Annotated in this window: 20 protein-coding genes; 11 read left to right on the top strand and 9 right to left on the bottom strand. The window is 60.7% G+C overall.

Annotated elements, in window-relative coordinates; all coding sequences use genetic code 11:
• Positions 1–7: 7 nt before the first annotated feature.
• Complete coding sequence (locus ACR0MI_RS04045) at positions 8–2,341, bottom strand: aldehyde dehydrogenase family protein (protein ID WP_170613099.1); 2,334 nt, start codon at positions 2,339–2,341, stop codon at positions 8–10.
• 48 nt (positions 2,342–2,389) lie between these two features.
• Positions 2,390–3,388 (bottom strand): deoxyribose-phosphate aldolase, encoded by a 999-nt coding sequence (gene deoC, locus ACR0MI_RS04040; protein ID WP_170613101.1) that lies wholly within the window; start codon positions 3,386–3,388, stop codon positions 2,390–2,392.
• Positions 3,389–3,587: 199 nt separating this feature from the next.
• Here deoC and ACR0MI_RS04035 point away from each other — a divergent pair, with 199 nt between their 5' ends.
• The 6 genes from ACR0MI_RS04035 (at position 3,588) to ACR0MI_RS04010 (ending at position 10,912) form a co-directional block, all read left to right on the top strand.
• A complete protein-coding gene (locus tag ACR0MI_RS04035; RefSeq protein WP_170613103.1) occupies positions 3,588–4,541 on the top strand; it encodes a metal ABC transporter solute-binding protein, Zn/Mn family in 954 nt (317 codons plus the stop codon).
• A 4-nt stretch (positions 4,542–4,545) separates the two neighbouring features.
• A complete protein-coding gene (locus tag ACR0MI_RS04030; RefSeq protein WP_170613105.1) occupies positions 4,546–5,349 on the top strand; it encodes a metal ABC transporter ATP-binding protein in 804 nt (267 codons plus the stop codon).
• 3 nt (positions 5,350–5,352) lie between these two features.
• Positions 5,353–6,558, top strand: coding sequence for a metal ABC transporter permease (locus ACR0MI_RS04025; protein ID WP_170613107.1), 1,206 nt, complete (start codon positions 5,353–5,355; stop codon positions 6,556–6,558).
• On the top strand, positions 6,555–7,484 hold the full coding sequence (locus ACR0MI_RS04020; RefSeq protein WP_170613109.1) for a metal ABC transporter permease: 930 nt from the start codon (positions 6,555–6,557) through the stop codon (positions 7,482–7,484). Before ACR0MI_RS04025 ends, ACR0MI_RS04020 begins: the two co-directional genes overlap by 4 nt.
• Before the next feature lie 280 nt (positions 7,485–7,764).
• The gene (mutL, locus tag ACR0MI_RS04015; RefSeq protein ID WP_170613111.1) at positions 7,765–9,630 is read left to right on the top strand and encodes a DNA mismatch repair endonuclease MutL; all 1,866 of its coding nucleotides are present in this window, start codon (positions 7,765–7,767) and stop codon (positions 9,628–9,630) included.
• Between the two features lie 52 nt (positions 9,631–9,682).
• Positions 9,683–10,912 (top strand): DNA recombination protein RmuC, encoded by a 1,230-nt coding sequence (locus ACR0MI_RS04010; RefSeq protein ID WP_170613113.1) that lies wholly within the window; start codon positions 9,683–9,685, stop codon positions 10,910–10,912.
• Between the two features lie 9 nt (positions 10,913–10,921).
• On the opposite strand, the gene ACR0MI_RS04005 is transcribed toward ACR0MI_RS04010, so the two are convergent.
• Positions 10,922–11,572 carry a ChrR family anti-sigma-E factor gene (locus ACR0MI_RS04005; protein ID WP_170613116.1) on the bottom strand — a complete coding sequence of 217 codons (651 nt, stop codon included), beginning with the start codon at positions 11,570–11,572 and terminating at the stop codon, positions 10,922–10,924.
• A gap of 7 nt (positions 11,573–11,579) precedes the next feature.
• The gene (locus ACR0MI_RS04000; RefSeq protein WP_170613167.1) at positions 11,580–12,236 is read right to left on the bottom strand and encodes a sigma-70 family RNA polymerase sigma factor; all 657 of its coding nucleotides are present in this window, start codon (positions 12,234–12,236) and stop codon (positions 11,580–11,582) included.
• Between the two features lie 149 nt (positions 12,237–12,385).
• On the opposite strand from ACR0MI_RS04000, the gene ACR0MI_RS03995 reads away from it, so the two are divergent.
• The 4 genes from ACR0MI_RS03995 to ACR0MI_RS03980 all read left to right on the top strand — a co-directional run bounded on the left by ACR0MI_RS03995 (position 12,386) and on the right by ACR0MI_RS03980 (position 14,239).
• Positions 12,386–13,156: a DUF1365 domain-containing protein gene (locus ACR0MI_RS03995; RefSeq protein ID WP_170613117.1), complete on the top strand. Its 771-nt coding sequence runs from the start codon at positions 12,386–12,388 to the stop codon at positions 13,154–13,156.
• Positions 13,157–13,255: 99 nt separating this feature from the next.
• A complete protein-coding gene (locus ACR0MI_RS03990; protein WP_170613119.1) occupies positions 13,256–13,573 on the top strand; it encodes a DUF3775 domain-containing protein in 318 nt (105 codons plus the stop codon).
• A 177-nt stretch (positions 13,574–13,750) separates the two neighbouring features.
• Positions 13,751–13,984: a YjiS-like domain-containing protein gene (locus tag ACR0MI_RS03985; RefSeq protein WP_170613121.1), complete on the top strand. Its 234-nt coding sequence runs from the start codon at positions 13,751–13,753 to the stop codon at positions 13,982–13,984.
• A 54-nt stretch (positions 13,985–14,038) separates the two neighbouring features.
• Complete coding sequence (locus ACR0MI_RS03980; RefSeq protein ID WP_170613123.1) at positions 14,039–14,239, top strand: DUF1127 domain-containing protein; 201 nt, start codon at positions 14,039–14,041, stop codon at positions 14,237–14,239.
• Between the two features lie 68 nt (positions 14,240–14,307).
• On the opposite strand, the gene ACR0MI_RS03975 is transcribed toward ACR0MI_RS03980, so the two are convergent.
• The 4 genes from ACR0MI_RS03975 to ACR0MI_RS03960 are packed head-to-tail and all read right to left on the bottom strand — an operon-like array spanning position 14,308 to position 17,808.
• Entirely contained in the window at positions 14,308–15,450 is a 1,143-nt protein-coding gene (locus tag ACR0MI_RS03975; protein WP_170619091.1) for a saccharopine dehydrogenase C-terminal domain-containing protein, read from the bottom strand.
• A 3-nt stretch (positions 15,451–15,453) separates the two neighbouring features.
• Positions 15,454–16,509 carry a saccharopine dehydrogenase gene (locus tag ACR0MI_RS03970; RefSeq protein ID WP_170613127.1) on the bottom strand — a complete coding sequence of 352 codons (1,056 nt, stop codon included), beginning with the start codon at positions 16,507–16,509 and terminating at the stop codon, positions 15,454–15,456.
• 14 nt (positions 16,510–16,523) lie between these two features.
• Positions 16,524–17,138 carry a glutathione S-transferase family protein gene (locus tag ACR0MI_RS03965; RefSeq protein WP_170613129.1) on the bottom strand — a complete coding sequence of 205 codons (615 nt, stop codon included), beginning with the start codon at positions 17,136–17,138 and terminating at the stop codon, positions 16,524–16,526.
• 19 nt (positions 17,139–17,157) lie between these two features.
• Positions 17,158–17,808, bottom strand: coding sequence for a histidine phosphatase family protein (locus ACR0MI_RS03960; RefSeq protein WP_170613131.1), 651 nt, complete (start codon positions 17,806–17,808; stop codon positions 17,158–17,160).
• A 155-nt stretch (positions 17,809–17,963) separates the two neighbouring features.
• Here ACR0MI_RS03960 and ACR0MI_RS03955 point away from each other — a divergent pair, with 155 nt between their 5' ends.
• Entirely contained in the window at positions 17,964–19,166 is a 1,203-nt protein-coding gene (locus ACR0MI_RS03955; RefSeq protein ID WP_170613133.1) for a Zn-dependent hydrolase, read from the top strand.
• Positions 19,167–19,180: 14 nt separating this feature from the next.
• On the opposite strand, the gene ACR0MI_RS03950 is transcribed toward ACR0MI_RS03955, so the two are convergent.
• The coding region (locus ACR0MI_RS03950; protein ID WP_480441028.1) for a hypothetical protein at positions 19,181–19,372 on the bottom strand (192 nt) is incomplete at its 5' end.

Genomic DNA, 19,372 nt, shown 5'->3' with positions numbered 1-19,372 from the left:
GGGAGCCCTACTCGCCGTAAGGCACCCAGATGTTTTTTACTTCGGTCGCAGCCTGCAGGAAGCGGCGGGAATGGTCCATGCTCCAGTCAAATGCCGTCGCGTTATTGACCCAGGTCCGTTTCAGGTTCCCGGCCGAGACCACCTCGATCTCTTTCGACAGGTCGGTGGAAGAGAACGACCAGACCGCATCGACGTTCAGATGCGAGGCCAGCGGTTTCGCCAGTTCCGCGTGGCTGCCGGTCAGGATGTTGACCACACCAGCGGGCACGTCCGAGGTTTCGAGGATCTGGTAAAAATCCGTCGCCGCCAAAGGATAAGGCTCCGATGCCACCAGAACTGTCCGGTTGCCCATCGCAATGGCCGGGGCCATCACTGAAACCAAACCAAGCAAAGGTGCTTCGTCCGCGCACAGCGCGCCGATGACCCCCACGGACTCTTTCATGGCAATCGCCACGCCGCGGATCGGAACGCCGTGCACCTGACCGTCATATTTGTCGGCCCAGGCCGCGGCGGTGAACAGGCGCTGGATTGATGCTTCAACCTCTTTGGCGCCGTCCTTCTTTCCGGTCATGGCGTCGATACGAGCGGCGAACTCATCAGCACGGGCCGAGAGGTTCTCACCGATAAAATACAGGATCTGTGCGCGCAGATGGCCGGTGGTCTTGGACCAGCCTTTGGCCCCCGCGGCAGCTTCAACGGCGTTGCGAACGTCTTTGCGGTTGGCAAGGCCGACATGACCCAGCAGGCCGGATTTGCCCCAGACCGGTTTCGAATAACCCCCATCGGGGCGCGCCTGCTTGCCGCCGACATACATCTTGGCGGTGCGGTCAATCGGATCGACCGGTGCGCCTTCGCCCGTCGTTGCTTCGACCTTTGCCAGTGGCTTGGCCTTGCCCTTGGGTTTGGTATAGGCCGCCAGACCTTCCCAGCCGCCTTCACGGCCAAAGCCGCTTTCGCGCACGCCGCCAAAGCCTGCGGCGGCGTCGAACAGGTTGGTGGCATTCACCCAGACCACACCCGCGACCAGCTTGGGAGCGATGTCCAGCGCGAGGTTCACATTCTCGGTCCACACAGTCGCGGCCAGCCCGTAGCGGGTGTTGTTGGCCAGCTCGACCGTCTCTTCCGGTGTGCGGAATGTCGAGGACACCAGCACGGGACCAAAGATCTCTTCCTGCATCAGCGGATCGGATGTCTCCAGCCCCGAGATCAGCGTCGGAGGATAGTAGCAGCCGTTCGCGGGCATCTCGCAAGCGGCCTGATGCACATGACCAGCCGTGTTGCTTTCGACCAAGCTCTTGATGGTCTGCAATTGGACCGGGTCCACAACGGCACCCACGTCGATGCATTTGTCCAGCGGATTGCCGACGCGCAAACCGTCCATGCGCGCGCGTAGCTTGTCGTGGAAGCGGTCGGCAATGCCTTCCTGCACCAACAGGCGCGAGCCCGCACAGCAGACCTGACCCTGATTGAACCAGATCGCGTCAACCAGACCTTCGATGGCGCTGTCGATATCGGCGTCGTCAAACACGATGTAGGCGGACTTTCCGCCCAGTTCCAACGTCAGTTCCTTGCCCGATCCAGCCGTCGCTTCCCGGATCCGGCGGCCAACGACGGTCGAGCCGGTAAAGGCGATCTTGTCAACGTCCGACGCCACGATCATCTCGCCCACTGCACCATCACCGGTTACAATGTTGACCACCCCTTTGGGCAGGCCCGCCTGCGAGCAGATATCGGCAAACAGCAGCGCAGTCAGCGAGGTGTATTCGGCCGGTTTCAAAACCACCGTGTTGCCCATGGCCAGCGCCGGAGCGATTTTCCACGCCAGCATCAGCAGGGGAAAGTTCCACGGAATGATCTGGCCGCAAACCCCCAACGCCTCGGCACCGGGCAATTCGCTCTCCATCAGCTGCGCCATGCCCGCGTGGTAATAGAAATGCCGCTGCGCCAGAGGGATATCGATATCGCGCGACTCGCGGATCGGCTTACCGTTGTCCAGGCTCTCCAGAACCGCAAACAGGCGCGAATGCTTCTGCAAAAGCCGCGCAATGGCATAGAGATACCGCGCACGTCCAGCGCCACCCAGTTTCTCCCATTTCGGCTGCGCCGCGCGTGCGGCAGCAACAGCGGCGTCCACGTCTGCCTGTTTGGCCTGCGTCAGCCTGGCCAGCACCTCTCCGGTGGCTGGATTGCGGCTGTCAAATCCCTTGCCGGGCTTGGTGAAGGCGCCATCGATATAGTGACCGAACTTGTCGCCCTGATCGACCAGCCAGGCCAGCGCCTCGGCAGCGCTTTCAGGGGCGGGGCCATAGTCCATGGTTTCGAATATCTCTTTGACTGTCATGACTTCATCTTTTCCCAAATACTCACTGTCCAGACTTCAAAACGGGGCTCAGCCCATAGAATGTCTGTAACCAGCCGAGTAGGCCCCGGTGACATAGTGTTCCAACTGCCGTTCGATATCGCCCAGCAACGATGACGCGCCAAAGCGGAACAGTTCGGGTTCCAGCCAGCGGTCGCCCAGTTCATCCTTGATCAGCGCCAAGTACACCAGCGCATCCTTGGCCTTCGAAATTCCGCCCGCAGGCTTGTAGCCAACCCGATAGCCGGTGCGGTCATAGTAGTCACGGATCGCGCGGATCATCACCAGCGACACGGGTAAAGTGGCGTTGACGCTTTCTTTCCCGGTCGAGGTCTTGATGAAGTCCGCCCCGGCCATCATGCAGACCAGCGAGGCGCGCGCGACATTGCGCAGGCTGCCCAGTTCTCCGGTTGCAAGGATGGCTTTGACATGTGCATCGCCACAAGCCACGCGGAAGGCCTTCATTTCGTCGTACAGGGCTTGCCAATCGCCCGACAGCACATGGCGGCGCGAGATCACGATATCGATCTCTTCGGCCCCGGCTTTGACGCTTTCCTCAATCTCGGCCACGCGCAGATGGAACGGGGACAGGCCAGCCGGGAAGCCGGTGGATACGGCGGCAACCGGAATGCCGGTGCCCTTCAGCGCCGCGACAGCGGTTTCGATCATGTCGTGATAGACGCAAACGGCCCCGGTGGTGATCGGCGGCATGTCCAGCGCCTGCAAGGTTGCAGGCGATACAGGCTGCCGCGCCTTGGCGCACAGGCGTCGCACGCGGCCAACGGTGTCGTCGCCGGACAGGGTCGTCAGGTCGATCGTGGTAATCGCCTTGAGCAGCCAGGCCGCCTGATATTCCTTTTTGACTGAACGGCGGCCGGGCAGCGTCGCCGCGCGGCGCTCAATCGCCGAGGTGTTGGCCTGAACGGCGCGCACCCAGTCCATGTCCAGTTCCATGCCGGGGTTTCTGGGTTCTGTCACTTGCGGCAGATGCGCGGTGCGCACGGGGCTTTCTGAGCTCTGCGTATCCATCATCACGTCCTTTGGGAGGTTTGCGCCAAAATCGCACGGGACGAGGTGAAAGGGAAGGTGTTCGGCTGCTCTCGACACATATTTTTTGACCATTTGGACAAAAACAGGCGTTTTCTTGCGAGTAATTCGCAATAGCATTGACTTAGTTGCGAATGGTTCGCATATTCATTCTCAAGAGGATGCCATTTTGGGGCTGAATATGATTCGTCGCAGCTTTCTTGCAGTACTGGCCGTGGTCGCCATTCTGCCTTTGTCCGCCTTGGCCGAAGCGCCGCTGAAGGTGGTCGCCACTACCGGCATGATTGCCGATGCCGCCCGTCAGGTCGGGGGTGATCAGGTCGAGGTTAAGGGCCTCATGGGCCCCGGCGTCGACCCGCATGCATATCGCCAGACACGCAGCGACATCGTTGCGATGACCCGCGCCGATCTTATTCTATGGCACGGTCTGTACCTTGAAGCGCAAATGGAAGATTTCTTTCATGACCTTGGCCGCAAGCGCACCGTCGTTGCCGTTGCTGAAGGAGTCGACAAATCCAAGCTGCGGGCGCATGACGATTATGCCGACAAATACGACCCGCATGTGTGGATGAGCCCGGCCCTGTGGCGTGATGTCGTGGCCAAAGTACAGGAGGCGCTGACCGAGGCGCGCCCCGAAGCAGCGGGCATCTTTGCCGCCAACGCACAGGCGCATCTGGCCGAACTCGAACAGCTCGAAGCCTATGCCGGTCAGGCCCTGGCGTCTGTCCCGGAAAACAACCGTGTACTTGTCACCGCGCATGATGCCTTTGGCTATTTCGGGGCCGAGTACGGCTATGAAGTGATGGGTATACAAGGCATCTCGACCCAGTCCGAGGCCGGTCTGAACCGGATCGGAGAGCTGGTGGATGCGCTGGTCGAGAAGCAATTGACCGCAGTTTTCGTGGAAAGCTCGGTCTCCGACCGCTCGATGCGTGCATTGATCGAAGGCGCCGCAGCGAAAGGCCATGAAGTGGGCGTTGGTGGCGAGCTGTATTCAGATGCCATGGGCGAACCGGGCACGTATGAGGGTACCTATATCGGCATGCTGGATCACAACATCACGGTTATTGCCGGGGCGCTTGGGGCCGATGTGCCTGCACGCGGCATGAACGGCAAATTGTCGGCGGGGTTCTGAGGCAATGCTTGAACTGGCCGCAAATCAGGGTGTTTCAGTGACCGACCAAAGCGCCGGAAACAGCCCGCTGGCCATTCGCGGACTGACCGTTTCCTATGGTCAGAAACCGGCGGTGTTTTCGGTGGACATGACGGTCCAACCGGGGGCGATGACGGCGATTATCGGGCCAAACGGCGCTGGTAAGTCGACCCTTCTCAAGGCAGCTCTGGGGATCGTGTCGCCTTTGTCGGGGCAAGTCACGGTCTATGGTCAGCCGCTTGAGAAACAGCGCGCTCGTATTGCCTATGTACCGCAGCGCGCCAGCGTGGATTGGGATTTCCCGACCCGCGTGATTGATGTGGTGCTGATGGGGCTGTCGCGCGAACTTGGGCTGCTGGGCCGCGTACGTGCGCGGCATATGTCGCGGGCGATGGACTGCCTGCACCGCGTCGGGATGCGCGATTTCGCCGATCGTCAGATCGGCCAATTGTCCGGCGGGCAGCAGCAACGTGTGTTTCTGGCCCGCGCGCTGGCGCAGGATGCCGATCTGTATCTTCTGGACGAACCCTTTGCCGGTGTCGACGCAGCTACCGAAAAAGCTATCATCGCGGTTCTGAAATCACTGAAAGAAGCCGGCAAGACTGTCGTGGTCGTGCATCATGATCTGGCCACCGTCACCGACTATTTCGACCATGTCTTCCTGATCAACACCCGTAAGGTTGCCGAAGGCACCGTGGCGCAGGCCTTTACGGCCGAAACCCTGCAATCCGCCTATGGAGGTCGCCTGGCAACCGCCCAGATCGACCAGATTTCGCGCGCGCTGGGGTAAATCATGCTTTGGGACGCCCTGACCCTGCAGCTTGGCTATAACGCCACGCTGGTCGCCATCGGTGCCAGCTTGCTGGGTGTGTCCGCCGGTGTGGCTGGAACCTTCTTGTTTCTGCGCAAACGCGCGTTGGTAAGCGATGCGATCAGCCATGCGACCCTTCCGGGCGTGTGCCTGGCCTTCATGGTGCTGGTTGCGCTGGGCGGCGACGGGCGCAACCTGATTGGCCTGCTGGCGGGCTCCGCTGTGTCTGCATGGGTGGGTCTGCTGTGCATGAACTGGCTGACGCGGCACACCCGTCTGGCCGAGGATGCCGCCATCGGCGCCGTCCTGTCCGTGTTCTTCGGGATGGGGATCGTGCTGCTGACCGTGATCCAGACCATGGGTGTAGGCCGTCAGGCCGGGTTGGAGGGGTTCCTGCTGGGCTCGACCGCAGGGATGCTTTGGGCTGACGCACTGATCATCGCCATGGGCGGGGCGGTTACGCTGCTGCTGGTGATGATTATACGCCGCCCCATGATGATAGTGGCCTTTGACCCGGAATACGCGGCCGCCCGAGGCGTGCCGGTGCACCGGGTCGATCTGGCCATGATGGGGCTGGTCATGGCCGTCACGGTTGTGGGCCTGAAAATCGTTGGGCTGATCCTGATCGTCGCCCTGCTGATCATCCCGCCCGTGACTGCGCGGTTCTGGTCCGACCGGTCGGACCGGGTCGTCCTGCTGGCCGGGTTGACCGGTGGGATGGCTGGGTATCTGGGTGCTGGGATTTCAGCATCGGCCCCCAATCTGCCGACAGGGCCGATCATCGTGCTGGTCAGCTTTGGCTTTTTTGCCCTGTCGCTGCTTTTTGCGCCGGTTCGCGGCGTTCTGGCCGCGATTTTGCGCCACCTGAGGTTCCAGCGTCGCGTTCATATCCGTCAGGGCTTGCTGGCGATGGCGCAGGGGCAGAAGATATACGAGCCGTTGACCTTGCGGTTGTTGCGCCGGGCCGGCCTTGTGCGTGCCGATGGCGTGGCGACTGAGGCGGGCAAGGCGCGCGCCGCCAAAGCCCTGCGCGATGAAAAACGGTGGGAGATCGTGCGCGCCGATCAGGCGCATGAGGCAACGGCGGCACTTTATGACGGGTTGCGCGACATCGAATCTGTTCTGACCCGCGATCAGATCACTGAAATCGACCGCCGCATCGGTGGCCCGCAGGAGGTCATGCCATGAGCGGTGAAGAATTCGTCCCGCTGTCCCTGACGCCATTGCTGATCGGAACGTTTGCGGCGATTGCATGCGCCCTGCCCGGCAACTTTCTTGTGCTGCGCAAGCAGGCGCTGATCGGGGATGCCATCAGCCATGTCGTGCTGCCCGGCATCGTTGTTGCCTTTCTGCTGACCGGAGCGATTTCGACCTGGCCGATGATGCTGGGTGCAGCGGGTGCTGCGGTTGTCGCCGTGGTGATGATCGAGGCGATACGGCGTCTTGGTCAGATCGAGCCTGGCGCAGCGATGGGCGTGGTCTTCACCACCATGTTCGCCGCTGGTGTGCTGTTGCTGGAACAGACCGACACCTCGACCGTGCATCTGGACGTTGAGCATGCGCTTTACGGCAACCTGGAAAGCCTGATCTGGCTGGACGCTACGGGCTGGGCCTCGCTGCTGGACGCTACGGCGCTGGCGGGCCTGCCGCCGGAACTGCCGCGCATCGCCCTGACGCTGGCCGGTGTAGTTCTGTTCACCTGGCTGTTCTGGCGACCGCTTAAGATCTCGACCTTCGACGAAGGGTTCGCGCGCACGATGGGCATAAGAACGGGTGCCTTGGGTATGGCGCTTGTGATCGTGGCGGCGGTCGCAGCGGTTGCGGCGTTTGACGCGGTAGGGTCAATCATCGTGATCGCGATGTTCATCTGCCCGCCTGCCGCGGCGCGGATGATGACAAACCGGCTGGAAACCCAGATCGCATGGAGTGTTCTGTTTGCTGTTTTGTCCGCCGTTTCCGGCTACATACTGGCCGGGTACGGGCCACTGTGGCTGGGCGGTGCGGATGCGGTCAGTGCGGCAGGGATGATTGCGACCATGTCGGGTCTGATACTGGCGTTGGCCGCCGTATTCGGCCCGTGCCGGACCCGCGCCGGGGCGCCTGCGTCTGCCTGAAGCGGCGCTTTCCCGCCAACCGTTGACGCAACGTCTCGGCCAAAACCTGCCCAAGTGAATGCGCATTCAGAGTTAACGCGAAATTCATCAGGTCCCGTGCTAGGGACGGGCCAATTGAACTTCGAACGACCACCACTCACCAAAGAACGTTCGGGCAATTGTGATCATGATGCCGCTATCAGACCGGCGCGATGCAATTGTCCGAACGCCCCCTCGTATCCCGAAATACAGGTTTCAAACCGGTGGCAGAATCGCTCGTGATTGTGCTAGGTCTGGTGGTATGGCGCAGGCATACCCCAATATCGGCGAAAATCGCCCCAAAATCCGTCAACTTGACGACGCGGCGATTAATCGTATCGCTGCGGGTGAAGTGGTGGAGCGCCCTGCCTCGGCGGTTAAGGAACTGGTCGAAAACGCCATTGATGCGGGGGCGACGCGGATCGCCATAGATATCGCCGATGGCGGCAAGACGCTGATTCGAGTCACAGACGATGGCTGCGGCATCGCGCCCGAGGATTTGCCGCTGGCCTTGTCCCGCCATGCGACGTCAAAGATCGATGGGACGGATCTGCTGAACATCCACACCTTCGGCTTCCGGGGTGAGGCGCTGCCGTCGTTAGGTGCCGTTGGCCGCCTGACCATCACAAGCCGCGTGCCAGGGGCGGATGCGGCACAGGTCCATGTGTCGGGCGGGAAGATAGAGCCGGTTAAACTGGCGGCTCTGCGCGCAGGCACCGTGGTCGAATTGCGCGACTTGTTCTTTGCCACACCCGCGCGCCTGAAGTTCATGCGCACCGACCGGGCCGAGGCACAGGCGATCAACGACACGGTCAAACGTCTGGCCATGGCCGAGCCCTCGATCACTTTCGTCCTGCGCGACGTCTCGGGCGGGGGAGAGGGGCGTGTGACCTTCCGCGCCGACCGCGAGAACGGCGATCTGTTTGACGCCCTGCACGCCCGTCTGGCCCGCGTGATCGGGCGCGAGTTTGCCGAGAACGCGTTGCAGATCGATGCCACGCGCGAGGGCATCCGGCTTTACGGTTACGCCGCGTTGCCGACCTATTCCCGGGGGGCAGCGGTGGCGCAGTACCTGTTCGTGAACGGGCGACCCGTTCGCGACAAGATGCTGACCGGCGCGTTGCGGGCAGCCTATTTCGATTTCCTCAGCCGAGACCGCCATCCGGCAGCAGCCCTGTTCATCGATTGTGATCCGGCGCTGGTGGATGTGAACGTCCATCCCGCCAAATCCGAAGTGCGGTTCCGCGACCCGGGTCTGGCGCGCGGGTTGATCGTGTCCGCCTTGCGTCATGCGCTGGCTGATGCCGGGCACCGGGCGTCCTCGACCGTGGCCAATGCCACTTTGGGTGCGATGCGGCCGGAACCTGCGCAACCGGCGCCGGCGCGGGTCTACCAGATGGACCGGCCTTCACCAGCCGCGCGTCAGGCAGCCTACCGGGCGCAGGCTCCGGGCTTTGCCGAACTGGCAAACGACTACAGCGGCAGCATCGTTGACGCGACGCCTTTGGCGTCTGCGATTGCGATGGTGGAAGAACCGCCTGCACAGGACCTGCCGCTGGGTGCGGCGCGCGGGCAGGTGCATGAGAATTACATCATTGCCCAGACCGCCGATGGCATGGTGATCGTTGATCAGCACGCTGCGCATGAACGGCTGGTCTATGAAAAGCTGAAAAACCAGATGGCCGCAAATGGCGTTGCCGCGCAGGCCTTGCTGATCCCCGAAATCGTTGAAATGTCCGAAGGGGATTGTTCGCGTCTGATGGCGGTGGCCGAAGATCTGTCCCGCCTCGGCCTGATGATCGAACCCTTTGGAGGCGGCGCAATCGCCATTCGCGAAACCCCGGCCATTCTGGGTGAGGTCGATGCCGGGGCGATGATCCTGGATATCCTGGATGAGCTGACCGATCAGGGCGAAAGCCAAAAGGTACAGGCGCGGATCGAGGCGATCCTCAGCCGGGTGGCCTGCCATGGTTCCGTCCGGTCAGGCCGTCGGATGCGGGCCGAAGAAATGAATGCTCTGCTGCGCGAGATGGAGGCCACTCCACATTCCGGCCAGTGCAACCACGGTCGACCCACCTATGTCGAATTGAAGCTGAGCGATATCGAACGCCTGTTCGGGCGCAGTTGATCCTGCGCCCAAGACAGGCTAAGGGGAATAAAACAAGAACATCCGAGGCAGCATGATCGAGATTGCAGGTACACAATACGCGTTGAACGACCCATTGATTCTGATCGTGGGTGGAGTGGTTGCGCTGATCTTGCTGCTATTGTTCCTGTCGCTGCGGGCGGCCAACCGCTCAGCCCGGATGGCGGAACCGCTGGCGCGGCAGATGGCGCATCTGGGCCAGCATGTGCAGCAGTTGGGGCAAGGGCAGGAGCAGCTGCGTGGCGGGCTGCAGCACGTGTCGGACACGCAGGCCAATGCGCAGGTTCAGGTGATCCAGACGGTCGAGGCGCGCCTGTCTTCGGTCCAGCAGCAGATGAACGACCGGCTGGCGGACAACGCGATGAAATCGGCCCGCGCCCTGGCCGAGATGCAGGAACGGATGAAGGAATCGCTGCACGGGTCGTCGAAACAGACCGCGACCTCGCTGACCCAATTGCAGGAAAGGCTGGCCGCCATCGACAAGGCGCAGGACAACATCACCAAATTGTCAGGGGATGTGCTGTCCTTGCAGGATATTCTTTCCAACAAACAGCGGCGCGGGATGTTTGGGGAAATCCAGCTGAACGACATCGTGTCCAAGGCGCTGCCGACCGACAGCTATTCGTTGCAGGCCACCCTTTCGAACGGCAAACGGGCGGATTGCCTGATCCACCTGCCCAACCCGCCCGGCCCCATCGTGATTGACGCAAAGTTTCCGCTGGAAGATTTCGAAGCGCTGGCCGCTGCTCAGACTCGGGCCGAAGTGGACAGATGCCTGAAGGCCTTTGGTGCGGCGGTTAAGGTGCACATCAGGACTATATCCGAGAAGTACATTCTGGACGGTGAAACAGCCGACGGTGCGCTTATGTTTGTTCCGTCCGAAGCCATCTATGCCGAATTGCACGCGCGCCTGCCCGAAGTGGTCCGCGAAGGGTTCGCGGCACGTGTCTGGATCGTTTCACCCACGACCTGCATGGCAACGCTGAACACGATGCGCGCGATCCTCAAGGACGCCCGGATGCGCGAACAGGCTGGCGCGATCCGCCGGGAGTTGGGGATGCTGCACAAGGATGTCGAAAGGCTGGGCGATCGCGTGGCCAATCTGGACCGGCATTTCGGGCAGGCCGCCAAAGACATCTCGGACATCAAGATCAGCGCTGAAAAGGCGGGACGCCGGGCACAACGGCTGGACAATTTCGATTTTGAGGAACTGTCCCCGGACGATCACGCCAACGTTGTGCCCTTGGGCAAAACCGAGGCCTGATCGCGCGGGTCAGATGCGCAGGAATGGCTGGAACAGGCGCGGCATCAGTTTGGTGAATTTCAGGGGCGCGTCCGTCACCGCCAGACAGATGCAGTCGGCCGAGATGTCGGCCACCGGCATGTGATGCAGGTCCTGATCGGCGATTTCGACATCACCACGCGCAAAGTTGTCGACCTCATCCGAAAACGCGCCCTGCAACACCATGGTCAGTTCTGTTCCATGGTGGCTGTGATCCGGTACGGCAGACCCTGCAGGGATAAACAGCAACCGGGCCGTCGACTCGCGTGTCGTCGGCAGGATCGCTTGCTTGACGCCCATGCCAATCGGCCTCCAGCGGATCGCGTTCACATCGCCACCGACGTAATCCTGCAAGGGCGCGGGCAGAACGGAACAGGCTGGCCGTGCGGGCTTGGGCGTCGGCGCGCCCTGGGAAATCAAGGCCATGGTCGCCGCCAGCGAATCCTCGCCCATTGCGGACATCTCGGCCTGATCCTGCAAAAGCTCACCACCAATGATGTTGTAGCTTTCAGCCGCAGCCCGGCAGCGGTCGCACAGTGACAAATGTGTCGCGACCATCAGATCGAATGCTTCGGGCAGCGTACCTGCTGCATAGGCCATCAGCAGGTCGTCGGTCAGGTGATGTTTAATTGCTTCTGTCATCGTTTTCTCAGTTCATCGCATGGCGCAGGCGATCCAGCGCCAGTCTAATTCGTGATTTGATTGTTCCCAGCGGCAATCCGGTTTCCGACGCGATTTCGCGGTGACTCAGATCGCCGAAATACGCTTTTTCGATCAGTTGGCGCTGCGCTTCGGGCAGAGCCTTCATCGCAATCCGCAATTGGTCGGTTTCCTGTTGCAGGGCAACAACCTCGGTTTGATCTGGTTCGGCTTCGGGTCCCCAGCCCAGATCCTCGGGTTCGGGGCGGCGTTGTTTGCGCAGGATGTCGATCCGCTTGTTCCTTGCAATCGTGAACACCCAGGTTGCCACAGTGGCGCGGGTCGGATCGAACAGATGCGCCTTGTGCCACAACGTTGCCATCACCTCCTGCGCGCATTCTTCAGCGGTGGTGCCATCGGCACCGGACTTGATCAGGAACGCCTTGATACGTGGTGCAAAATGCCGGAACAGCTCGGCAAAAGCCGCCTGATCCTGCGTGTCACGGATGCGCTTGACGTGATCAACCCATTCGGACCTGACACCGCACTTCTTTTGCGTTCCGTTCAATTGTTTACCCTTGATGCGTTTCTTTGCGACCCAAGGCTGGCCCGCGCCACTTGGGGGCGCAGGATCGTCGAGCGTCGCGGTGTCGATCTCGGTAAACATAACCACATTACGTGGCAGCGCCAAAGCCGGATCATTTAGCCCTGCATTTTTTGATCCGATTTGCCTATCTGGCCGTAACAAAACTGAAATCAGCGCATTAAGTTTGCAGACACTGTATTATTGGCAGACTGACAGGAACCCGTAGCCGCATGAACAAAATCGACCATATCGCGGGACACACCTATCACAGCCGGAAAGGTGCGATTGAGAACGCGTTTCGGTATTCGGTCGATTTCATTCTGTTCGACCCCGAAAACCTGCCGAAAACACCATATCTGTTCTCGTTTCGGCGTGCCAACCTGATGAACTGGCGCGACCGCGATCATGGTGGCAGCCCAGGTGAAGGGCAGGGCGTGAACTGGCTGCGCAGCAGGCTTGAGGAGATGGGCTTGCCCTCGCCGTCTCGAATCTTGCTGCTGACGCAACCGCGCGTACTAGGGCACGTGTTCAACCCGGTCAGCTTCTGGCTTTGCCTTGACCCCGACGCGCAACTTTTCGCAGTGATCGCCGAAGTGACCAATACCTATGGCACGCGTCACAGCTATGTTTGCCACAAGCCCGACCTGTCGCCGATCCAGCCCGAAGATCGAATAGTGGCGGACAAGAAGATGCATGTTTCTCCGTTTCAGAAGATTGAAGGGACGTACAGCTTCCGGTTTGACTTCCGACCGGACCGAGTTGGCGTCATGATCGACTATTCCCGGAAGGATGGCGGATTGGTGGCAACCCTGACCGGGTTGCGGGCACCGTTAACCAACCGCTCTATCCTGACGGCGCTTGTCCGTCGCCCCTTTGGGGCGCGCCGGGGATTTGCCCTGATCCTGTGGCAGGCTTTGAAGCTGTGGATCAAGAAGGCCACGTTCCGACCCTTTCGAACCGCACCGGTGCCAGAGCAACCGGTGTCGCGCCCCCGCATGTAAGATTCCCTCAGACTAGGCGACGTTTGCGTAAGATCAAAGACGCGGCCGTTGCGTCGTGATTGTGATAGCCTGAAACCCGCGAACATAAGGAGATGGGACATGCTGGAAATTTCGGCCAGAAAGGTTGCCCAGGTGGCAATGATGGGGCGCGAACTTGGGCGTGCCGAAGCAGAGCTGCGCGCTTTCGTCGACCGCATGAGCGAAGACGAGCAGGCCGAGCTGGTGGCGATCATGTGGATCGGCCGCGAGAGCTTTTTTGCCGAAGATCTGGCCGAAGCCATCGCAACCGCAAAGTCCGAGGCCTCGACCCCCTGCGCCGACTACCTGATCGGCACGCCGCACTTGTCGGATCACCTGGAAAACGGGCTGGATGCGCTGGGGATTTCGGCCGAGGATGTCGAGAATGACCTGATGTAGGCTCCATTGGCCTGAACCATCGAACAGGGCCAGAGTCGTCTGATCCTAACTTTGGATTTCGAACACCCGCAAGCCGAACATTAATTCGGATTAATCCGGTGTTTTGGCATCGTTAACACTCCGCTCCTTTATCAGAACTGTGACCAGAAACGTTGTTCGGATGAGAAGGAGAAGGCGATGGCACATGTACACACAGCCAGACCGCAGCGCAGCTTCTTTGCCGGTCTGAGTTCAGAATGCCGCGCGCTCAGGGATGAGTTTGCGCGTCGCCGGCAGGTCGCTGAGTCGATGCAAACGCTGGAAAAAATGACTGACCGACAATTGGACGACATTGGCATCCCGCGCCATCGGATCGCACGATCCGCCTATCAAAGCGTCTATGGTCAGTCGCCGGTGGAACTGCGTCGCTAGGCTGGTTCGTCCCGACACGGACCGATCTTTGTCTGCAATTCAAGGAACAAAACGATGTTAGATACTATTGGAGTACACCAGGAGCGCCCCATTGCCAGCGCATTGCTGCTTTTTGACCGGGCCATGCAAATCCGTGCTGTTCGGTCTGATATTGTGCGGGCCGCTCAGGAGCTGAATCGTCTGTCCGATAACCAGCTGTCCGAGCTTGGAATCAATCGGTCTGACCTTGATGAAACGATCCAGCTTTACATCTGAAAGCGGTATGTCGTAACAGCCGCATCGTCACGCCGATGCGGCTGTCTTCTTGCGCGCTGAGAAAAAGCTCAGCTTGTGTGATCCACAATCTGCAAATGTTGCGCCAGCGTGTCGATTTCGCCCATCCACGCCGCCACCAGCTTGGGATCGCTGGGCGCCGCATGAACGCCAGCGGGAATGGCGCGGTTCAGGACGGCTTCGACGGCCAATGAGACCGGGATCGATACCAGACGGGCCATGGCAGTGCCGCGTTCATCGCCCCAGGCGTCCATGACGTAGGTTTTGTGCCAGACCTCGGCCCCGTCTTTTTCGGCCTTCAGGCCGACGCACAGAACCACGCGGTCGGGTTCGCCGTCGTCATAGGCGTTTTCTTCCCAGAACTGATCGGACATCTCTTTCAGCCGCGCATCGCCTTCCGGTCCGGTCAGGGTTTCGATTTCGCGGAACACGTCCGACCAGGCATCCGCCCAGCCGTTCAGACGCAGAGTACCGCGGACGAATTCCTTGACCGGCCAGTGATCCTCGAAATGATACTGCGCCATGAACGGGATCGAGTCGCGGTTCGGGTAAACCTCAAAGCTTTCCGGCGCTGGCAGCGGCGCGATATAGCTGCTGATCGCATCCCATGGACGGGCGACATCCAGCGGGGCGTAATCGCGGATCGATTTCGAGGGCGAGCGCAGCGCCTTGAGCACACCCAACGGCGACCAACTGAACTTGTACCGGAACGGGTTGGGGTTCTTCGGGATACCGCCGCAATACGAGATGAAGCTCAGGTGGTTCTGCGGATCGAACGCGTCCGATGCGCGGTACTCATCGACCAGTGCATGTGCCATCAGGTGGTCGATACCCGGGTCCAGTCCGACCTCGTTGACCAGTACCACGCCGGCCTCGCGTGCCTTTCCGTCCAGCGCGCGCATTTCGGGCGCGATATAAGACGACGAGACAAAATTCGCCCCTTTCGAAATCGCCAGCTCCGCCAGCGGCACATGCCAGTCGCCCGGCAGCATGGACACGATCACGTCGCCCTTTTCCAGTACCGCACCAATTGCGTCGATGTCGAAAGCGCGGATGTCATCCGTCAGGTCTCCGACCTCGGCTTTGGCTTTTTCGATGGTCCGGTTCCAGACAGTGATCTTGTGCCCGCCCTCGAACAGGCGGCGCAGGCCGGGAATGGCCGATAGGCCGGTGCCACACCAGTGAATCGTCATCGCTCAGATCCCTTCGATATGTGTTTTGTAAGTTGCTTCTGCCCGGCCCCAAACACCACTTTCCAGATCGGTCAGGGTCAGCAGAGAGGGCAGCAGTTGCGCCGCGTAGTCTTCGGAACTTTCAACCGGCAGCATCGACGGCAGGTTGTCGATGGCCATTACATCCATCACCGGATCACTTGCTACGCGCAGGGCGGGGACGTCCCAGGTGGTGGCCCGGTCATAGACCGGAACCGGGTTGTAGTCGCTGTCCGGGTCGCAAGCCACGTCACCGATGGCGGTCAGCTTGCGAGTTGCGGTCAATGCCTCACGCGGGACGAAGACGGGCGTACCGGGGCGGGCGAAGATGCAGTTCAGGAACAGGTCATGGTCGAGAATTTCCGGAAAGGGCCCGCCGCTGGCGGTTTCGGCCATGTCCCATTTGGTAACAGTAACGCCCATGGCTTCGCACAGATCAGCCGCGCCTGTGCCAACGCGGCCCAAGGCACCGATGACAATGGCGCGGGGGCGGTCGGTGCCGGTCGCGTCCAGTTCGGCCAGAAGCTCCGCGTTCAGCGCATCTTTGCTGGGATAAACACCCACGGGCGGACATACCTCATTGCGCTGCTGTGCGGCCCACGTCTTCAGCGTCACCGCCGCGCCTGCGTACCCGGCCCAGTACCCGAAAGCCGCAACCCGGCGGTCGTTTTCGTCGACCAGGTATTCCAGGTCATAAAGCGTGCCGCCACCGGTCTTGAACCGCTCCAGCAGCGCGCGGCCAGAATGCTGGCCCTTAAAGGCGTGGCCGAACATGATGTGTCGATGCCGCAGGAGCGTGCCATCCTCGGGCAGTTCCTTGAGGCCGAAGATGATCGCGTCCCGCGGGGCGTCGGGCCATGAATTCTCGGCCGCGATCTCACACCCGGCGTCCTTGTAGCCGTCGATCGGGATCGCACGGACATGGCTTTCCTCGACCGTCACGCGGATGCCTGCGGCAAGCAGCGCGGCGGCGCCTTCGGGGGTCAGGCCGACCCGTTCTTCGTTCGGGCGCTGTTCTGCCCGGACCCAGAGATGTGTCATTCGTTGTCCTTTTGTCAGAGCATTCCGGTGGCGCGCACCGCCTGAACCGATGCGCGTGCTTCCATCGCCTCGCGGAAGGCGACAATCTTGGAAAAGGCCGAGACGTCCACGCCGTCGCCCTCAAGCCAGCTGCAGACGACAAAAAGATATGCATCAGCCACCGAGAACGCCTCGCCCAGCACAAATGGTCCGCGCAGACCGTTCGACGAGATATAGTCGCAGGACGCGGTCATCGTCTGCGGTACCTTGTCCTTCATATCCTTCCAGCTGGCTTTCTTGTCTGCCCAACGTGGCCCGCGCAGCTTGTGCGCGTGGTTCACATGCATCGTTGAGGCCAGATAGTACATCACTTCGCGCATACGGGCCGCCATGATCGGGTCGTCAGGCACCAGCCCGGCTTCGGGCGCTTTGGCAGCGATGTAGTCCAGCAGCGCGCCTGTTTCGGTCAGAATGCCGCCGTCAACGGCCAATGCCGGCACGCGTCCTTTGGGGTTGATCTGCTTGTAGGCCGGTTTGGTCTGCTCGGCTTCTGCAAAATCCAGACGTATGGCCTCGTATTCCAAACCCGCTTCCTCCAGCGCGATGGCGACGGCGACCGATATGGTGCGGGGCGCGTAGTAGAGTTGCATCAGATGGCCTCCGGTTTCCTTACAGATGGGTCTGGGCAAACTGCCGGTCGGGCGCTTCCAGATGTGGCACGGCATTGAACAGAACCGTACTGAGCTGCGGGCCGATCGGATGCAGACGATGCATGGACGTGTTCATGATGGCAAGAGCCACGCGAGCCATGGAAGGTATGTCCAGCCCCATCGCCTGCCGCACGACCATGGAAATCAGTCCGCCCGAGGTGACAACGATGGCCGGGCCACCCTCGGTTCCGATATCCCGCAATGCCGCCGAAACCCGGGCTTCGAATTCAGCGAAGGTCTCTGGTGTGTTGCGGATATCGCCGCTTGCCCAGGCCGCAAAGGTTCGGGGCAGGTGTTCGACAAAACCTTCCCGGTCGATTGGGACGGCCACGCCATGCTGTTCCTCGAACAGCTTTGCGATTGTGAAATATTCAATCTCGTTCAGCCGCGCGTCGCGCACCGGGTTGAGGAGACCCATACTGGCAGCGGTCTCCACATGCCGGGTCAGGGTGCCACAATACGCCCGCGTGTGATGCGTATGCGTATCCTTGAGGTACCCCCCAAGCCACCGCGCCTGCTGATGGCCCAGCTCGCTGAGCTTGTCATAGTCTTTTTCATCACGCGCAGAGGTGTTGGCCTGTCCGTGACGAACCAGTGTAATATGTGACATGGTGGTTCCTCTTGGCGTCATGTCTTAAGACAGCTTCATTGCCGGGGCCAGAGGTGTTGCACCCGCCCGGAGTGAAAAATCGCGGATCCGATGCAGCGGAAGACTTGCAGGTCAAGGCGCAGCCCATAAGGTTGATCGGCACAAAGGGGGCAATCATGGCTGTCGATGAAAACCGGTTTCTGGCCGATCTGCACAAATTGCGTTCATTTGGGGCGGCGGGTGTTGGGAAGGGCGTGGTAAGGCCCGCCTATTCCGACGCGGATATCGCGGCGCGCCGCTGGCTGGCCGGTCGGATGGAAGACGCCGGACTGCGCCCGCATTTCGATCCGGTCGGAAACCTGTTTGGGTTGGCCGCCGGTCCGTCGCTGCTGATGGGGTCGCATTCCGACAGCCAGCCAGAAGGTGGTTGGCTGGATGGTGCGCTGGGCGTCATCGCGGCACTTGAAGTGGCGCGCGCAACGGATCGCGCGATTTCGGTCGTCAGCTTTCAAGATGAAGAAGGGCGGTTTGGCGTGACCACCGGGTCTGCCGTGTGGTCGGGAACGCTGCCTTTGTCCGCAGCGGATGCTCTCACCGATCATGAAGGCACGGCATTTTCCGAGGCCCGTGCCTTGATGAGTGGTCTGGCTCAGGACTTCGTCGATCCCGATCAGTTCACCGGGTTTCTCGAGATGCATATCGAACAGGGACCCGCGCTGGACACCAGCGGGGATCAGATCGGTGTCGTGACCGACATCGTTGGCATCCGCGACATGAAAATCACCTTTGAAGGACAGCAGAATCATGCGGGCACTACACCGATGCATCTGCGTCGGGATGCGTTTCAGGCAGTGTCCCTGTTCAATTCGCTGATCAACGACCGGTTCCGGAATGTGGTTGCGCCCGAAACGGTCTGGACGATTGGCCATGTCGATCTGCATCCCAACGCCTCGTCCATCGTGCCGGGGCTTGCGCGTTTCTCGATGCAATGGCGCGACGGTACATCTGACCGGCTGGAACGGATGGAGCAGATCATCCGCACGACCGCGCAAGAGGTCGCCGATCAGATGAACATGTCGGTGACCTACGGGCCGTTGCTGGGGCTGGAGCCCGTGGCGATGGATCGGGAACTCCGCGCGGCGCTGGAACAGGGGGCGGAAAGAATTGCCCCATCCCGCTGGCGCTCCATGCCGTCCGGCGCGTTGCATGATGCAACCAATGTGTCCCGCCTGATGCCGGTTGCTATGCTGTTCGTGCCGTCGATCAACGGGATTAGTCATGACTTCTCAGAAGATACGTCCGAACATGATCTGATCGCGGGGCTGCATGTTCTTGAACATGCAGTCAACGCGCTGCCTTCGGGCAAATCCGTTGCCTGACGGAGAAAAGTTTCCTAAAGGGGAATTGTTGGTTGTATATCCTGGTATACAACTGCTGCCAAAAACAACGTTTGCGCCTCAGCCATCTGAGATTGTGTCGTTGCCGTTTGTTTTGCAAAACTACAAGCGTTGAAGTCAGGAGAGAACAGGAATGTCGACGTATTATTCTGAAGAGCACGAGTGGCTGCGAGTTGAAGGAGAAGTTG

The sequence above is a fragment of the Ruegeria sp. D4 genome (genome assembly GCF_056534475.1).
The sequence above is the reverse complement of the archived record's forward strand: the minus strand, read 5'-3'. Positions and strand labels throughout refer to the sequence as shown.

What these genes read in the sequence shown, in the direction of transcription:
- mutL (WP_170613111.1), top strand. Translation starts at nt 7,765, where the DNA reads ATGGCGCAGGCATACCCCAATATCGGCGAAAATCGCCCCAAAATCCGT.
- ACR0MI_RS03995 (WP_170613117.1), top strand. Translation starts at nt 12,386, where the DNA reads ATGAACAAAATCGACCATATCGCGGGACACACCTATCACAGCCGGAAA.
- ACR0MI_RS03965 (WP_170613129.1), bottom strand. Translation starts at nt 17,138, where the DNA reads ATGCAACTCTACTACGCGCCCCGCACCATATCGGTCGCCGTCGCCATC.
- ACR0MI_RS03960 (WP_170613131.1), bottom strand. Translation starts at nt 17,808, where the DNA reads ATGTCACATATTACACTGGTTCGTCACGGACAGGCCAACACCTCTGCG.
- ACR0MI_RS04035 (WP_170613103.1), top strand. Translation starts at nt 3,588, where the DNA reads ATGATTCGTCGCAGCTTTCTTGCAGTACTGGCCGTGGTCGCCATTCTG.
- ACR0MI_RS04020 (WP_170613109.1), top strand. Translation starts at nt 6,555, where the DNA reads ATGAGCGGTGAAGAATTCGTCCCGCTGTCCCTGACGCCATTGCTGATC.
- ACR0MI_RS04000 (WP_170613167.1), bottom strand. Translation starts at nt 12,236, where the DNA reads ATGTTTACCGAGATCGACACCGCGACGCTCGACGATCCTGCGCCCCCA.
- ACR0MI_RS04030 (WP_170613105.1), top strand. Translation starts at nt 4,546, where the DNA reads ATGCTTGAACTGGCCGCAAATCAGGGTGTTTCAGTGACCGACCAAAGC.
- ACR0MI_RS03975 (WP_170619091.1), bottom strand. Translation starts at nt 15,450, where the DNA reads ATGACGATTCACTGGTGTGGCACCGGCCTATCGGCCATTCCCGGCCTG.
- ACR0MI_RS04025 (WP_170613107.1), top strand. Translation starts at nt 5,353, where the DNA reads ATGCTTTGGGACGCCCTGACCCTGCAGCTTGGCTATAACGCCACGCTG.
- deoC (WP_170613101.1), bottom strand. Translation starts at nt 3,388, where the DNA reads ATGGATACGCAGAGCTCAGAAAGCCCCGTGCGCACCGCGCATCTGCCG.
- ACR0MI_RS03990 (WP_170613119.1), top strand. Translation starts at nt 13,256, where the DNA reads ATGCTGGAAATTTCGGCCAGAAAGGTTGCCCAGGTGGCAATGATGGGG.
- ACR0MI_RS03980 (WP_170613123.1), top strand. Translation starts at nt 14,039, where the DNA reads ATGTTAGATACTATTGGAGTACACCAGGAGCGCCCCATTGCCAGCGCA.
- ACR0MI_RS03970 (WP_170613127.1), bottom strand. Translation starts at nt 16,509, where the DNA reads ATGACACATCTCTGGGTCCGGGCAGAACAGCGCCCGAACGAAGAACGG.
- ACR0MI_RS04005 (WP_170613116.1), bottom strand. Translation starts at nt 11,572, where the DNA reads ATGACAGAAGCAATTAAACATCACCTGACCGACGACCTGCTGATGGCC.
- ACR0MI_RS04045 (WP_170613099.1), bottom strand. Translation starts at nt 2,341, where the DNA reads ATGACAGTCAAAGAGATATTCGAAACCATGGACTATGGCCCCGCCCCT.
- ACR0MI_RS03955 (WP_170613133.1), top strand. Translation starts at nt 17,964, where the DNA reads ATGGCTGTCGATGAAAACCGGTTTCTGGCCGATCTGCACAAATTGCGT.
- ACR0MI_RS04010 (WP_170613113.1), top strand. Translation starts at nt 9,683, where the DNA reads ATGATCGAGATTGCAGGTACACAATACGCGTTGAACGACCCATTGATT.
- ACR0MI_RS03985 (WP_170613121.1), top strand. Translation starts at nt 13,751, where the DNA reads ATGGCACATGTACACACAGCCAGACCGCAGCGCAGCTTCTTTGCCGGT.